Genomic DNA, 14,635 nt, shown 5'->3' on the forward strand with positions numbered 1-14,635 from the left:
TCCGGCAGCGCGTCTTTAAGTTTTTCCAGAAATTTATAACCCTCAACTTTAGTGCTGTCCGGCGCGAAATCGTCCAGATATTCACGCAGAGTAATCAATGCGTTCATGCTGCATTTGCCCTTGATCGTGCCGGGCTTGGCCAGACACATGAATTTTTCGCCAGTGCGTCCTTTGCGGTAACAGGCCGCGCAAAAACTGGGAATATAACCCTTACTCACCAGCGAAGCGATAATCTCATCCAGACTGCGGTGGTCGGCCACCGTAAACTGGGCGTTCTCTTCGGGTTTTTCCTGATAGCCGTCCGGCGACACGCTGGACTCCGCGCTGATCTGCGAGATGCCCAAATCGATCAGCTCATCGCGCATTTGCGGCGTCTCGCGCGTGGAAAGGATCAGGCCGGTGTACGGCACGGACAGGCGCAGCACGGCGACAATTTTTTTGAAGTCCGCGTCCGCGACTTGGTACGGAATATTTTGCGAAAACTCCGCGCCCAGCGCCGGTTCAATGCGCGGCACAGAAATCGTATGCGGCCCGACGCGAAAAATTTTTTCCAGCCGCTCGATATGCATCAGCAGCGCTAGCGTTTCAAAACGGTAATCAAAGAGACCGTACAGCACGCCCATGCCCACATCGTCTATGCCCGCGGCAAAAGCATTGTCTATGGCGGCAATCCGCTTGTCCGGATCGGTCTTAGGTCCCTGGACATGCACATAGCGGTAAGTTTCCGCATGATAAGTTTCCTGAAAAATCTGAAAAGTGCCGATGCCGGATTTTTTTAATTTTTCAAAATCTTCAACCGGCAGCGGCGCGCAGTTGATATTCACGCGCTTGATCTTGTGCGCGCCAACCTGTGCCGCATAGATCGCCTCGATCGCGTTTGTATAGTAATCGATCAGCGAGCTGGCAAAATCTGGCTTGGCCTCACCGGCCACCAGCAGAATACGCTTGTGTCCGCGCCGCAGCAAAAACTCTATCCGCGCTTTTATTTCCGCCGGATCAAGCGCTTGGCGTTCTATCGCTTTATTGTCCGCTTTGAACGCGCAGTAACGGCAGATGTTCTGGCAGATATTGCTGATATACAGCGGCGCAAAAAGCACCACGCGCTTGCCGTAAATCTCATTTTTGACCCAGGCCGCCGCCGCGAAAATTTCCCGCAGTAATTCCGGATCTTCCACGGCCAGCAAAGCCGCGGTCTCCGCCAGAGTCAGCCGCCGCAACTTTTTTGTCTTTTGCAGAATTTGCTCTATGTCCGCAAGAGTAGATTTTTTAGCCCGCTCCAGAGTTTCCCAGATCAGGGCTTCGTTGATGTATTGCATAAGACACTCGCTTCCTAATAAAGCGTATTATAATCAGATTGGCTGAAAAATAAAGCGGAAAACTTACAGAAATTTGCCGACTAATAGATCTTTAAGGTCGCGTCTGCTGTCCAGTACCGCAGCTATCACTACATTGCGTCCGCCCAGAAAATAAATAATCCGCCAGGGATATTCTTGCAACTCACGATAGTTTTTAATGTTCTGCTCCAGAAACTCCGGCACCACACGGCCTTTTTGTGGGAAAAAACCTAAAGCAGTTATTTTAGTTTCAATCTTTTCTAATATTTTCTCCGCGTTTTGCGGATTTTCCCGGGCGATATAAGCGAAAATCTCTCTAATGTCATCACGGGCTGTGTCCGAAAAAATTAATTTATATCTTTTGAGCATGTTCTTTTATATCGGCTCTGAGCTCGGCAAAGACTTCTTTGGCCGCGCGCGTCCGGCCCGCCAGATAATCTTTCTCACCAAGCCTGACCAGATTCAGCAAAGCAAAAGCGTCTTGAACGCGCTGATAGCTATCCACATCGACCAGCACAGCTTTGGCCTCACCATTTTGAGTAATGACCACAGGGTTTTTACATTCATTGACATATTTCAGCATATCCGCCGCGTGGGATTTGATATAAGAAATCGGTTTTATATCATTTTTCAAATTCACGCTCATCATCAAACTCCAGTCTTTATATAGTACCATATTAAGACTGGAAAGTAAACCGTTGCCTTGCCTGCTACCGGTTATACAGCGGCCTTGCCGTGTAATGCGTGTGCAGCAGATGATGCGATTTTTCACCCAGCGGCTGGCCTAGAAAATCTTTATACAATCTTTGTATTTCTGGATTTTGATGCGAACAGCGTCTGGCGGACAGCTCGTCGTCCTGGTACAAGCCTCTGGCGCGCAGCTGGCGCACCTCGTCTGTCGCACCGTAAGGTTGACCACCGCCGGAGACGCAGCCGCCGCGGCAGGCCATGACTTCTATAAAATGATACGGGCTGGGCTGGCCGGCAGCTTTGGCCGCTTCTACTTTGTCTAGCACGCGCTGCACATTGGCCACGCCGTGCGCCACCGCCACATTGACTTTCGTGCCCTTGATGTCGATCGCGGCTTCTTTCACGCCGTCGAGACCGCGCACATCCTGAAATTCCACATTGCCCAATTCCTCGCCGGTCAATAAATGATAGCCAGTGCGCAAAGCCGCTTCCATCACCCCACCGGTCACGCCAAATATTGTGCCGGCGCCGGTATATTCGCCCAAAACAGAATCCGCCCGGTCGTCCGGCAGACTATTAAAATCAATGCCAGCCGCTTTGAACATGCGCGTCAGTTCGCGCGTAGTCAGCGAAACATCGATGTCCTGCCGGCCGCTGGCGCGCATCTCATCGCTACGCGAAATTTCGTATTTTTTGGCCGTGCAGGGCATGATCGAAACCATGAAAATATTTTGCGGATCAATTTTGTTTTTTTCCGCATAATAAGTTTTGGCCAGCACGCCAAGCATAGCCTGCGGGGATTTGGCGGTAGAAAAATGCGGGATCAGCTCGGGATAATATTTTTCCAGATAATCCACCCAGGCCGGACAGCAGGAAGTAACCAGCGGCAATTTGTCCGGCTCTTCTTTAAATAATTTCACAAACTCACTGCCTTCTTCCATGATAGTCAGATCAGCCGTGAAATTCGTGTCAAACACCGCCTTGAAACCCAGACGGCGCAGCGCGGCATAAAGTTTGCCGGTCAATAATTCTCCCGATTTGTAGCCAAAAGCCTCCCCGATCGCCACGCGCACCGCTGGCGCGATCTGCACTACCGGATATTTTTCCCTGTCACCGAGAGCCGCCCAGACTTTGCCGGTCTCGTCATTTTCGTAAATCGCGCCCACCGGACAATGCGCGCTGCACTGGCCGCATTTGATGCAGGGGCTGTCGTTGAGACTGACGTCCGCCGCCGGCGCGATGCGCACTTTGTGGCCGCGGCCGATAAATTCCAGCGCCCAGACATTTTGCATTTCCTGGCAGACATGCGCGCAGCGGCCGCACAAAATGCATTTTTCCGGATTGAGCACGATCGACGGAGAGCTGTAATCCGCGGGCAGGCCGCGCAGCGTTTTTTGGTAGGGGCTTTCGCGCAGGCCAAATTCCGCGGCGATAGTTTGCAGCTCGCAATTGCCGCTGCGCGGACATTGCAGACAGTCGTTGGGATGATTGGACAAGATCAATTCCAGCACGGTCTTGCGGATCTCCACGATCTCCGCGTCATGCGTGATGATACTCATATTTTCTTCCACCGGCGTGGCGCAGGCGCGGAAAGTTTTGGGCGAATTTTCAGCTTTGACGACGCAGATGCCGCAGGCCGCCCAGGAAGTCAGGTCGGGGTGATAACAAAGCGTCGGGATTTTCACGCCGGCTTTTTTCGCGGCATCAAGAATTGTCGTGCCCGGCGCGGCGGTCACCGGGATCCCGTTAATTTTTAGATTTATCTGTTTGGTCATAAATTCTCCCTATTGTTTCACTATCGCGCCAAATTTGCAGCCCGTGAGGCACGCGCCGCACTTGATGCATTTTTTCTCGTCGATCACATGCGGTTTTAGTTTTTCGCCGGTGATCGCATTAGCCGGACATTTGCGCAGACACAAACCACAGCCTTTGCATTTCTCGGCAACGATATAGAACGCCAGCAAATTTTTACATTTACCAGCGCGGCATTTTTTCGCATTGATGTGTTCCAAATATTCCTGTTCAAAATATTTGAGCGTGGAGAGCGCCGGATTGGCAGCCGTGCCGCCCAGCATGCAGAGCGAAGCCTTTTGCATCGCTTTACCGACCTTTTTGATCTTCTCGATATCTTCCAGCGCGCCCTGCCCTTTGGTAATTTTTTCCAGCAGGCCTAAAATTTGCTTGCCACCGATCCGGCAGGGCGAACATTTGCCGCAGGATTCATCGACCGTAAATTCCAGATAAAATTTAGCAACGTCGACCATGCAGTCGTCCTCATCCATGACGATCAAGCCGCCCGAGCCCATGATCGAGCCGATCTTAGCCAGATTTTCGTAATCGATCGGCGTGTCCAAAAACTCCTCGGAGATCACGCCGCCCGACGGCCCGCCGGACTGCGCGGCTTTGAATTTTTTGCCGCTGCTGATACCGCCGCCGATGTCAAAAATAATTTCGCGCAACGTTGTGCCCATCGGCACCTCGATCAGGCCGGAGTTTTTCACTTTGCCGGTCAGCGCGAAAACTTTCGTGCCTTTGGAAGTCGCGGTGCCCATGCCGGCAAACCAATCGCCGCCTTTGAGAATGATCGCCGCGATATTGGCGTAAGTCTCCACGTTGTTGATGATCGTCGGTTTGCCCCACAAACCTTTCACGGCAGGGAACGGCGGACGGGGCTTCGGCATGCCGCGCGCGCCCTCGATGGACGCCAGCAGCGCGGTTTCCTCGCCGCAGACAAACGCGCCCGCGCCCAAACGCAGCTCGATGTCAAAATCAAATTTGCTATCCAGAATATTTTTGCCCAGCAGACCCAGCTCACGCGCCTGCCGCAGCGCGACTTCCAGACGGTGAATCGCCAGCGGATACTCCGCGCGGATATAAATGAAGCCGCGGTTCGCGCCGATGACGCGGCCGGCAATAGTCAGCGCTTCCAGCACCGAATGCGGATCGCCTTCCAATGTGCTGCGGTCCATGTACGCGCCCGGATCACCTTCGTCAGCGTTGCAAACTATATATTTTTGTTCGCTCGGCACAGCTCTGGAAAAATCCCATTTGCGCCAGGTTGGAAAACCCGCGCCGCCGCGCCCGCGCAGACCGGATTTTTTTAATTCCTCAATGACCTGCTCGGGCGTCAGTTCAAACAAAACTTTGGCCAGCGCGCGATAACCGTCGCGGGCAATATATTCATTGATGTTCTCGGGATCAATCAGGCCGCAGTTGCGCAAAACCACGCGCATCTGTTTTTTGTAAAAACCAATATCGTCGGCCGTCGCGCCGGATTTTTTATTTTTGTCGTACAGCAGCCGCGCGACTTCCTGTCCTTTGACCAGATGCTCGGCTACGATCTCCGCCGCGTCTTCCGGTTTGACCTCAACGTAAAAAGATTCATCCGGCTGGACTTTGACGATCGGCCCCTTTTCACAAAAGCCAAAACAGCCGGTCTTGATGACCTGCACGCTTTTGTCCAAACCGGAATCCCGCACGGCAGCCCGCAAATTTTGATAGATCAAATCTGACTTGCTGGATTCGCAGCCCGTGCCGCCGCAGACCAGCACGATTTTCTGATAAGCGGATTTCACACCGCTTTGTTCTTTAGCGATTTTCTTTAAATCTTCAATAGTAATTACCGTCATTTTTTCTCCGCTATTTAGTCTTAAATTGCGCGATGATCTCCGGCAGTTTGTCTTTTTTGAGCTTGCCGAAAACCTCGCCGTCGATAACCGCCACAGGCGCCAGCCCGCAGCAACCCACGCAGCGCACGCCTTCTATCGAAAACAGACCGTCCGCGGTTACACCGCCCACGCCCACGCCGAGCAGATTTTCCAGCTCCAGCAGCAGGTCGCTGCCGCTCTTGAGATAGCAGGCCGTGCCGATGCAGACCTGAATATTGTGCCGCCCCGGTTTCTTGAGCTTGAAAAAATGATAAAAAGTAATCACGCCGTAAATTTTGGCCAGCGGGACATTTAATTCTTTGGCCAGATATAATGCCGCTTCGCGCGGAATATATTTGAACTCCTGCTGGACGCGATGCAATATCATAATGAGGTTACCCGGCTTGTCTTTCCATGTCTTGATAAAATCTCGCAGCTCCTGGGACAACTGTAATTCGCTGGACACTTGAGCAATTACCTCCGGGTTTGTGGACAATTTAGTTTTGGTAATATAGTATATTTAATGAAAAATGGCAAACTAAATAAACTAGAGATATTTTGTTCCGCGGGCGTTACCGCTCGTTTTGAGATAGCCGTTGTCCATTAGAACATTCTCGGCGGTTAGCGGCGTTTTTTTGTTTTGCGCTTGTCGATAAAGTCCAGGGCTTTTTTATAGTTTCTAACTTCGATTTCGGCATATTGGTGCCGTGTCAGCTGCTAGCCGCCGGCGATTATCTCGCGTTAGCCAAGTCCTGGACACGGTGAGCCTGTATCCTGCGGATACGCTGGCGAACCGTCGAGGCCAGCGAGACATTGCAAAAACTATGTAATGCAGGAATAAACAGAAGTTTCTCACTGTGTGCTAAAATATTGTGTAGTAATTTGTATTTAAGAGGAGCTTAATTGTTTTTGTATCACGGCTCAAATATCATTGTCAAGAAACCGGAAATTTTGGAGCCCAATCGCGGCATCGATTTTGGCAGAGGTTTTTACACCACTACGAATAAAGAACAAGCCATAACATTTTCACAAAAAATAGCTGATAGAAAAAGCGGCGCGCCTGTTGTTTCGGTTTATCAGTTCGACGAAGCCGCTTCTTTCCCTCAATTAAAATTGCTTTCTTTTGACGGAGCTTCTGACGCTTGGTTTGACCTTATTATTCATTGCCGCAAAGGCAACGAGCCGCCGCAAGCCGCGGACTGCATCTACGGGGCGGTCGCTAATGATGACGTATATTTGACCCTGCAGTTATACGAGACCGGCGTGCTGTCTATGGAGCAGGCCAAAGCCCAACTCAAGATAAAGAAATTATTTAATCAACTTGTATTCAAAACGCCAAAATCTTTAGAATACTTGAAATTCACTGAACATTTTGAGGTGAATTATGCCGCCCGCTAAATTGACCGGTCTGCTTACCGTAATGATACCGGAAATAATCAGCAAAATTTCCACCAAAGATAACCTGTCGGAACATGCGGCAATTGAACTATTCTACAAATCAAAATTATATTCTTTATTGTCCAGCGAACATTCTGGCCTATGGCACTATAGCGTGCCCAAACTATGCGAATTGTTCGCTCTGGAACAGAAAACTGGAGAGATTTTATTTCCAGAAGAGGCGGCTTGATGAGCAAAGAATACAAATTTCTCATATATGCTATTGAAGCCTATAAACAAAAGAAAAATATTTCCGGCTATCAAGCCTTGTCTTTATTTAAGCAGTCTGGCGTGTATGATTATATTATACGCAGATATGACGCTCTGCATATGCTTGGCACCCAATATTTACTTGCCGAATTTGACGAGATAATTCAGCAAAGTACCGCTCAGCAGGAGCAATAAAAACTATCCCGGCTCCGCCATTATCGATCTAGCCGCGCGTTTGGCAGACAGCCCCGTCGGCTGCCTGCACTTCATCCGCGGCTTGAGGCCGCTGTCGGTCGCCCGCGCTGTTCAGGCAGAACGAATATATTTTTCTATAGCCTTAGCCGAGCGTTTGCCCGCGCCCATCGCCAGAATAACTGTCGCCGCGCCGCTGGCAATGTCGCCGCCCGCCCAAACGCCTTTTTTGGCAGTCCGGCCATTTTCATCAACGATGATGTAGCCGCGTTTGTCCGTCGGCAGATCCGGCGTAGTATCTTTGAGTATCGGATTGGCCTGCGTGCCGACCGCCACTATCACCGCGTTGACCGCCAGCTCGTATTCGCTGCCGGCCTGCGGTTCCGGCCTGCGGCGGCCGGAAGCGTCCGGCTCGCCCAGCGTCATTTTCTGAATAAGCGCTTTTTGCACAAAACCTTTTTCATCGCCGAGATACTTGACGGGATTGTGCAGAAACAAAAATTCGACGCCCTCTTCTTCGGCGTGCTGTATCTCCTCGCGGCGCGCCGGCATTTCGGCGCGCGAACGCCGGTAGATGAGATAGACCCGCTCCGCGCCCAGACGCAGCGCGCTGCGCGCCGCGTCCATCGCCACGTTGCCGCCGCCGATCACCGCCACGCGGCGGCCTTTTATTATTGGCGTGTCCGTGTCGGGTTGATAGGCTTTCATAAGATTGAGGCGCGTCAGATACTCGTTAGCCGAATACACGCCGTTCAGATCCTCGCCCGCGATATTCATAAAAGACGGAAATCCCGCGCCGCTGGCAATATACACCGCGGAAAAATTTTTCAGCAAATCGTCTACCGTGTAAATCCTGCCGATGACCGCGTTCGTCTCAAAACGCACGCCAGCGGCGGACAGATTTTTTATCTCGCGGCGGACGATCTCTTTGGGCAGGCGAAATTCCGGTATGCCGTAAGCCAGCACGCCGCCGAGTTCATGCAGAGCTTCGTAAACCGTCACCGCAAAACCAGCGGCGTTTAATTCCGCGGCGCAGGCCAGACCGGAAGGCCCGGAGCCGATGACGGCGATCTTTTTACCGGCGGATCGGGCGGCTGGCTGTGGGGGCGGCGCAAGCGCCGCCACCACAGTATCCGCCGCCCAATCCGCCGCAAATCTTTCGAGATTGCCGATCGCCACCGGTTCGCCTTTTTTACCGAGCACGCATTTGCCCTCGCACTGCGTCTCCTGCGGACAGACGCGGCCGCAGACCGCCGGCAAATAATTGTCCACGTGAATGGTCCCATAAGCTCCGGTAAAATCGCCGTCTTTAATTTTCTGAATAAACTGCGGGATCTTCACGCCGACCGGACAGCCGGACACACAGGCTGGATTTTTGCATTGCAGGCAGCGGCCGGCCTCCAAACACGCCTGCTCTCTTGAGTAGCCGCCCGACACTTCCCGGAAATTCGCGCGGCGGACCTGCGGGCTCTGCTCCGGTTTTTTTTGTCTGGCAATTTTTTCAGCCATGCCCGCCTCTTTTTAAATACGCTTCCAGCCGGCATTGTTCTTCGTGTTTGTAAATGTTCGCGCGCTTGAGCAGCGTGTCAAAATCCACCTGCTGTCCGTCAAACTCCGGCCCATGCACGCAGGTAAATTTCGTCTCGCCGCCCACGCGCACCCGGCAGCCGCCGCACATGCCGGTGCCGTCGATCATCAAACTGTTCAAACTAACGACAGTCGGTATCCCGTATTTTCCGGCCAGCTCCGTGACAAATTTCATCATGATCAACGGCCCGATCGCCACGACTTTTTTTATTTCAATTTTTTGGTCGATCAATTTTTGCAGAGCATGGGTGACCAAGCCTTTTTCGCCCAGCGAGCCGTCATCGGTCATCAGGATCAATTCGTCGCTCAGTTCCGCGAATTCAGCCGGCAAAATCAGCAGGTCTTTATTCCGCGCGCCAAGAATAGTTATAACTTTGTTCCCAATTTGCTGAAAACCCCTGGCGATCGGATACAGCGGCGCGGCGCCCACGCCCCCGCCGATCATGACCACTGTGCCGAGTTTGGTAATCTGCGTCGGCAGCCCCAGCGGCCCCGCCAGATCGAGAATATCCGCGCCAGCTGGCAGATCGACCAACTGCCGCGTGGTTTTGCCCACCGCCTGCACGATCAAATCGATCGTCCCTGCGTCTGTATTTTTGTCCGCAATAGTCAGCGGTATACGCTCGCCCGCCGCGTCAATGCGCAGGACGATAAATTGCCCCGGCTGATGTTTAGCGGCTATCTCCGGCGCGGCCACCGTCAGGCGGTAGACGCTTTCGGACAGCCGTTTTATTGCTTGGAGCCGCGCCATAATGCGGTAATATAATACAAATTTTCGCTTTATAAAACCCTGATTTATACCGGATATCGGGCAATTGTAATATTTCCGCCCCTTGTTTATAATATGTTAGTTATGTCTATTATCAAAGCCGAAGATTTCACCAAAATTCAGCAAAATGAATTGACCTTGACTGCGCTTAAAGACAAAGAGCGCGCGGAGAAAAATTACCGGCAGGCGCATTTCCGCATTAGAGAACGTCTGGTCGAGGCCGACCGCATCGTCGCTTTCACGCCGCAGGAAGAGATCCAGATGTTGCGTGAGAAAATCGCGCTGGCCAGAGAATATTTTGGCGCGGCCGAAAAAGAAGTGACGCAGCTCAAGGTCGAGCTGGCTGGCGACAAAGGCGTGCAGCGGTTGCAGATCGAGCTGGATGCCAAAGACAAACTGCTGGCCGAACAAGCTGACCAAATCGAGCATTTGCAGAGGCTGTTGCAGGAAAAAACCGCTTTGATCGTTGCCAAAAGCAGCGAGTTCATCAAGGCCGAGGCGGAAAACAAACATTTGCATCAAGAAGTTTCCGTCGCCCGCCGGACTATCGAAAAATCCGCAGGCCGCGAAACCGAGCTGCTCAAGCAAGTCGAGTTCCTTCAGGACACTAACAATCTCGCCACCAAAGAAATCACTGCGCTGAAAAACAGCGCCAAGGTTTTGACCGACCGCGTTGCCGCGCAGGAAGAAACCATTCGCAAGCTGGAGAGCGAGAAAAAAGGTCTGATCGAATCCCGCGAAAACGCCATGCAGGAAATGAATCGCGTCATCGAATCTTTCAGCGCCGAGCAGGAAAAAAACATTCAGCTGGAGTACAAATTTAAACGCGCTGAGCAGGAATACCGCGATATTCAGGCCGAGTTGTCCGAAGCTAAAGCGATCCTTGCTTCGGTCAGTTCGTTGATCGCCAGTAAAAGCCCGCTACCCTCGGTCAGCCCACTGCCTTCGGTCAGCACACTGCCTCCGGTCAGCCCGCTGCCTTCGGTCAGCGCCTGACAAAAACTAGGCGGTAAATTTTCCGGCCGCGTTCTAGATTATACAGCTCAATATCCGTGGCCAGCCCCGTAAAATTTTCCAGCGCGTATTGTGCATATTTGTTTTGATACTCCGGCGCCGCGGTCAGATCCGCCAGCATGTCCGCGGCCAGACCCTGCCGATCGGTAGCAATGTGCAGTTCCGCGCCGCCGCGCAGACACACCGCCAGCTCCGCCAGAAATTTTGGACTGACCACGCGCCGCTTGAGATGCCGCGGCTTGTACCAGGGATCGGGAAACATAATTATGGCGCGGCTTAAAACTTGCGGCGCAAATAATTCCGGCAGCGCGGCGGCGGCGTTGGCTTTGAGCACGTAAGCATTGGCCAGTTTTTCCGCAGCAAGCCGCTGTCGCGCGTGCTCGATAAATCTGGCGCGTATTTCCAAGCCGGCGATATTGCGCTCCGGAAAAATTTTGGCGTACTGTACCAGCCAGCGTCCGGTCGAAAAACCGATCTCTAAATCCAGCGGCTGCTCCGGCCGCGCAAAAACTTTTGTCCAGTCGGGATGTTCGGCCGGCTCGCGGACATTGAAAGGATTGTAATGCGGATGCGCGCGCATAGATTTGTGTAGTATACTAGCCCCATGAGCGGACGTACATATTCGTTAAACCAGCGCGCGCTGGTCACCGGCGGCGCGGGATTTCTGGGCAGTCATCTTTGCGAACGCTTGCTGCGTGAAAAAATGGATGTGGTCTGTCTCGACAATTTTTTCACCGGACAGAAACGCAACATCGAGCGGCTTATCGGCAATCCGTATTTTGAAGTCGCGCGGCATGATGTCACTCTGCCGTATTTTGTGGAAGTCGATCAGATCTACAATTTAGCCTGCCCGGCCAGTCCTCCGCATTATCAATACAATCCAGTCAAGACCGTCAAGACCAGCGTGCACGGCGCGATCAATATGCTGGGTCTGGCCAAACGCACCAAAGCGCGCATTTTGCAGGCCTCGACCAGCGAAGTCTACGGCGACCCGTCCGTGCATCCACAGACGGAGAGTTACTGGGGCAATGTCAATCCGATCGGCATCCGCTCGTGCTACGACGAAGGTAAACGCTGTGCGGAAACTTTATTTTTTGATTATCACCGCCAAAACAATGTCGATATCAAAGTCGCGCGCATTTTTAATACTTACGGCCCGCGCATGCACCCCAACGACGGCCGTGTGGTCAGCAATTTTATTATGCAGGCTCTGCGCGGTGAGGATATTACGATCTACGGCAACGGCACCCAGACGCGCTCGTTTTGCTACATCGACGATCTCATCGACGCGCTCGTGGCCTTGATGCGGTCCCGCCAGGATTTCACCGGGCCGGTCAACCTCGGCAACCCGGATGAATTCACCATGCTGGAACTAGCCGAACAGGTGTTGAAGCTGACCAAAAGCAAATCTAAAATCACGCATCAACCCCTGCCACAGGACGACCCCCGGCAGCGCCGCCCGGACATTACACTGGCCAAAAAAGAACTGGCCTGGCAGCCAAAAGTTCCTCTGGCGGAAGGCTTAAAAGAAACGATCGCTTATTTCAAAACCCTCTAATCCTCTTTATTTTCCGCTTTAGTTTTTCTCTCTTTTTTCTCATCTTTATTGGGTCTTTTTTGTTTCTCCTGAAATTTGGCAAATTGTTCTTTGGTCAAAACTTTTTTCAAACCGCTGGCATTGTCGATCATGTTGTCCAGACGCTTAGATTCCAGATCCAGAATATTCAGCTTGATCTGCGCGATCCTGCCGGCATTGGGATTATCTTTAGCCAGTTCGTCGAACAGGCCACCGTACTCTTTGCGCGAGTTTTCTTGATTGTCCTGCATGGCTTTCGCCGCCGCCTTGCGATTATCATCCAGCTGCTTGGTCTGCGCATCGGTCAAATTCAATTCCTTAAAAAATTCTCCGCTGTGGCGTTCGCCTTTTTCTTTACCGCCCGGAGCCGCCAAAACCAGCGCCGCCAAAACCATTACCGCCAAACCTATTTTTATTTTTCCCATAAAGCCTCCTTTTTTTAATGCTTGTTAGTTATACAATTTGCGCTAGATAAAAGTTCCGTATTCGCTGACCACCGGATTGGGTGTGTAGACAAACATCTGCGAGAGGTATTGGTCTAACTGATAACGGCTGTAGTAAGACTGTCCGGTAAAGATCAGTACCGCGCAGACAGCCGTCGCGGCAAAAGCCAGCCCGCGGCAGCGCTGCGTCAGCCAGGATTTTCTGCGGCGCAACGTATCCTCGACGCGCAACCAGAGCGTAAAACGCGGCGCCAAATCTCTGCTTTTCAATTCGCGCAAATCCTTCTTTATGTTTTTTCGCATGGCCGTTCACTCCTTTCGTATAAACTTTTCAGTATTTGCCGGCCGCGGCTCAGCCGCGATTTCACAGTACCCAGCTCCACATTTAAAATTCCAGCGATTTCGTCATAGGGCCGGTCTTCTATATCGCGTAGCACTACGCAGACGCGGTAATTTTCCGGGATTTCTTGCAAGAGTTTTTGCAGCGTCTCATTTTCCGCCGCGCCAGCGTAACTCTCGGCCACATCCTCGGTTTCCTGCCGACCAAACAAATTGGCCAAATTGCCGCCCAGCCATTTTTTGCGCTTCAAAAAATTGAGCGCATGATTTACGGCTATTCTATACAGCCAGGTCTGTAGACCGGACAGCTGCGGCTGGTATGACCGCCGCGCCTGATACGCCTTGATATACACATCATGCAAAATATCCTCGGCGTCCTCACGCGAGCCGGTCAAGCGAAAAACCACGCGATACAGCAGGGCTGAAGTATCCTCATACATCCGCTTAAAAGCCGCGGCGTCTCCGGCTCTAAACTCCGCCGCGTAATTATCTGCTTTGGCCATTTAGCGATTATACAATTCTCCGGCAAAAAAGTTCCGGCTTAATTTAAATGAAGCAACGTTTCGCAGATTAGGAATTTCTGGCGGTCTAGGCCACTTTCATGACATAGATGACCGCGTAATAGGCAGGAACTGTGTCTACAGTAAAAGGCTTGCCGTCTCCAGCGTTATCTATGGGATGCACATGATTGCCATCAGTTGATGCAGAAAAAGGGGCGTACCATCTGACTCCCGTGACATTTTGCTGATCACTCCAGCTACCATTCGTTCCCCAGCCGCTAAAATATTCGTTTTTATCGCTGCCACTTATTTTCATAGACACAGAATGACTGTGGTTTCCGGCGTTTTGCATAGTATGGTTATGCGCTGGCAAGTTATCTTTAGTCAAAGTTATGTTTTGATTGTCCGCGCCGCCAGTCGCATTGTCACTCGCTATCCCGCCGCGCAAAAACCTGCCAATTAAATTCGGCGTGCCACCTGAGCCGTCGCAGACACGCCATTTGCTTTTAAAGGTCGCGCTGGCATTCACCCAGCTGGACGTCGCCATCGCCAATATCGTGCCTGACGGCAAAATATCCACGCCCTGCACGGCTTTATACACCTGCGCCTCGGTGGCGAATTTTGTGCCATCATTGGCGGCGTCAGTTGTTTTGGCCGCGCCTAATTTTGGCTCAGCCGCCGCGCCAGCCGCGCCGAAAGTTTTAACGCCGGTTATTGTCTGCGCGCCAGCCTGGTGTACAGCAAGGTCATAGACCGCTTTAACCGATGGATACTGCGTATTGCTTGAATTGTTGCTGCTGTTTATGGCGTCTGTTTTATTCGTGACATTTTCCTTGGTGTGCAAAGCCGCCCGCATACCCTCAGCCGAAAGCTTTTTGCCCTCGTCGATATTATAAC

The 14,635-nt window shown here is 52.0% G+C and carries 18 protein-coding genes; 5 read left to right on the forward strand and 13 right to left on the reverse strand.

Annotated elements, in window-relative coordinates:
• From hydG to LBJ25_04315, 6 genes are all read right to left on the reverse strand, one after another.
• Positions 1–1,316: [FeFe] hydrogenase H-cluster radical SAM maturase HydG (gene hydG / locus LBJ25_04290; GenBank protein MDR1453172.1), on the reverse strand; the 1,316-nt coding region annotated here is incomplete at its 3' end.
• Positions 1,317–1,379: 63 nt separating this feature from the next.
• The gene (locus LBJ25_04295; GenBank protein ID MDR1453173.1) at positions 1,380–1,703 is read right to left on the reverse strand and encodes a type II toxin-antitoxin system RelE/ParE family toxin; all 324 of its coding nucleotides are present in this window, start codon (positions 1,701–1,703) and stop codon (positions 1,380–1,382) included.
• Entirely contained in the window at positions 1,687–2,010 is a 324-nt protein-coding gene (locus LBJ25_04300; GenBank protein MDR1453174.1) for a type II toxin-antitoxin system Phd/YefM family antitoxin, read from the reverse strand. The genes LBJ25_04295 and LBJ25_04300 overlap by 17 nt, the downstream gene beginning before the upstream one ends.
• A 34-nt stretch (positions 2,011–2,044) precedes the next feature.
• A complete protein-coding gene (locus tag LBJ25_04305) occupies positions 2,045–3,799 on the reverse strand; it encodes a [FeFe] hydrogenase, group A (protein MDR1453175.1) in 1,755 nt (584 codons plus the stop codon).
• Positions 3,800–3,808: 9 nt separating this feature from the next.
• Entirely contained in the window at positions 3,809–5,653 is a 1,845-nt protein-coding gene (locus LBJ25_04310) for an NADH-quinone oxidoreductase subunit NuoF (protein ID MDR1453176.1), read from the reverse strand.
• Positions 5,654–5,663: 10 nt separating this feature from the next.
• The gene (locus LBJ25_04315; protein ID MDR1453177.1) at positions 5,664–6,146 is read right to left on the reverse strand and encodes an NAD(P)H-dependent oxidoreductase subunit E; all 483 of its coding nucleotides are present in this window, start codon (positions 6,144–6,146) and stop codon (positions 5,664–5,666) included.
• Positions 6,147–6,580: 434 nt separating this feature from the next.
• Between LBJ25_04315 and LBJ25_04320 the strand changes: the two genes are divergently transcribed.
• The 3 genes from LBJ25_04320 to LBJ25_04330 are packed head-to-tail and all read left to right on the forward strand — an operon-like array spanning position 6,581 to position 7,513.
• Positions 6,581–7,069: a DUF3990 domain-containing protein gene (locus LBJ25_04320; protein MDR1453178.1), complete on the forward strand. Its 489-nt coding sequence runs from the start codon at positions 6,581–6,583 to the stop codon at positions 7,067–7,069.
• A complete protein-coding gene (locus LBJ25_04325; protein ID MDR1453179.1) occupies positions 7,056–7,298 on the forward strand; it encodes a hypothetical protein in 243 nt (80 codons plus the stop codon). Before LBJ25_04320 ends, LBJ25_04325 begins: the two co-directional genes overlap by 14 nt.
• A complete protein-coding gene (locus LBJ25_04330; protein ID MDR1453180.1) occupies positions 7,298–7,513 on the forward strand; it encodes a DUF3791 domain-containing protein in 216 nt (71 codons plus the stop codon). The genes LBJ25_04325 and LBJ25_04330 overlap by 1 nt, the downstream gene beginning before the upstream one ends.
• Before the next feature lie 111 nt (positions 7,514–7,624).
• Here the strand turns inward: LBJ25_04330 and gltA are convergent, their stop codons facing one another.
• Together gltA and LBJ25_04340 are read right to left on the reverse strand one after the other, a co-directional pair.
• On the reverse strand, positions 7,625–9,019 hold the full coding sequence (gene gltA / locus LBJ25_04335) for an NADPH-dependent glutamate synthase (protein MDR1453181.1): 1,395 nt from the start codon (positions 9,017–9,019) through the stop codon (positions 7,625–7,627).
• Positions 9,012–9,848, reverse strand: coding sequence for a sulfide/dihydroorotate dehydrogenase-like FAD/NAD-binding protein (locus LBJ25_04340; GenBank protein MDR1453182.1), 837 nt, complete (start codon positions 9,846–9,848; stop codon positions 9,012–9,014). The genes gltA and LBJ25_04340 overlap by 8 nt, the downstream gene beginning before the upstream one ends.
• Before the next feature lie 102 nt (positions 9,849–9,950).
• Here LBJ25_04340 and LBJ25_04345 point away from each other — a divergent pair, with 102 nt between their 5' ends.
• The gene (locus tag LBJ25_04345) at positions 9,951–10,862 is read left to right on the forward strand and encodes a hypothetical protein (GenBank protein MDR1453183.1); all 912 of its coding nucleotides are present in this window, start codon (positions 9,951–9,953) and stop codon (positions 10,860–10,862) included.
• Here the strand turns inward: LBJ25_04345 and trmB are convergent.
• On the reverse strand, positions 10,852–11,460 hold the full coding sequence (gene trmB, locus LBJ25_04350) for a tRNA (guanosine(46)-N7)-methyltransferase TrmB (GenBank protein MDR1453184.1): 609 nt from the start codon (positions 11,458–11,460) through the stop codon (positions 10,852–10,854). The genes LBJ25_04345 and trmB overlap by 11 nt on opposite strands.
• A gap of 24 nt (positions 11,461–11,484) precedes the next feature.
• Here trmB and LBJ25_04355 point away from each other — a divergent pair, with 24 nt between their 5' ends.
• Positions 11,485–12,438 (forward strand): SDR family oxidoreductase, encoded by a 954-nt coding sequence (locus LBJ25_04355; GenBank protein MDR1453185.1) that lies wholly within the window; start codon positions 11,485–11,487, stop codon positions 12,436–12,438.
• Here LBJ25_04355 and LBJ25_04360 read toward each other — a convergent pair.
• The 4 genes from LBJ25_04360 to LBJ25_04375 all read right to left on the reverse strand — a co-directional run.
• Entirely contained in the window at positions 12,435–12,881 is a 447-nt protein-coding gene (locus LBJ25_04360; protein MDR1453186.1) for a Spy/CpxP family protein refolding chaperone, read from the reverse strand. The genes LBJ25_04355 and LBJ25_04360 overlap by 4 nt on opposite strands.
• Positions 12,882–12,923: 42 nt before the next feature.
• On the reverse strand, positions 12,924–13,202 hold the full coding sequence (locus LBJ25_04365; protein MDR1453187.1) for a hypothetical protein: 279 nt from the start codon (positions 13,200–13,202) through the stop codon (positions 12,924–12,926).
• Entirely contained in the window at positions 13,187–13,741 is a 555-nt protein-coding gene (locus LBJ25_04370) for an RNA polymerase sigma factor (GenBank protein MDR1453188.1), read from the reverse strand. Before LBJ25_04370 ends, LBJ25_04365 begins: the two co-directional genes overlap by 16 nt.
• An 85-nt stretch (positions 13,742–13,826) precedes the next feature.
• On the reverse strand, positions 13,827–14,635 hold an 809-nt coding region (locus LBJ25_04375), incomplete at its 5' end, for a hypothetical protein (protein ID MDR1453189.1).

The sequence above is a fragment of the Candidatus Margulisiibacteriota bacterium genome (genome assembly GCA_031268855.1).
GTDB lineage: Bacteria > Margulisbacteria > Termititenacia > Termititenacales > Termititenacaceae > Termititenax.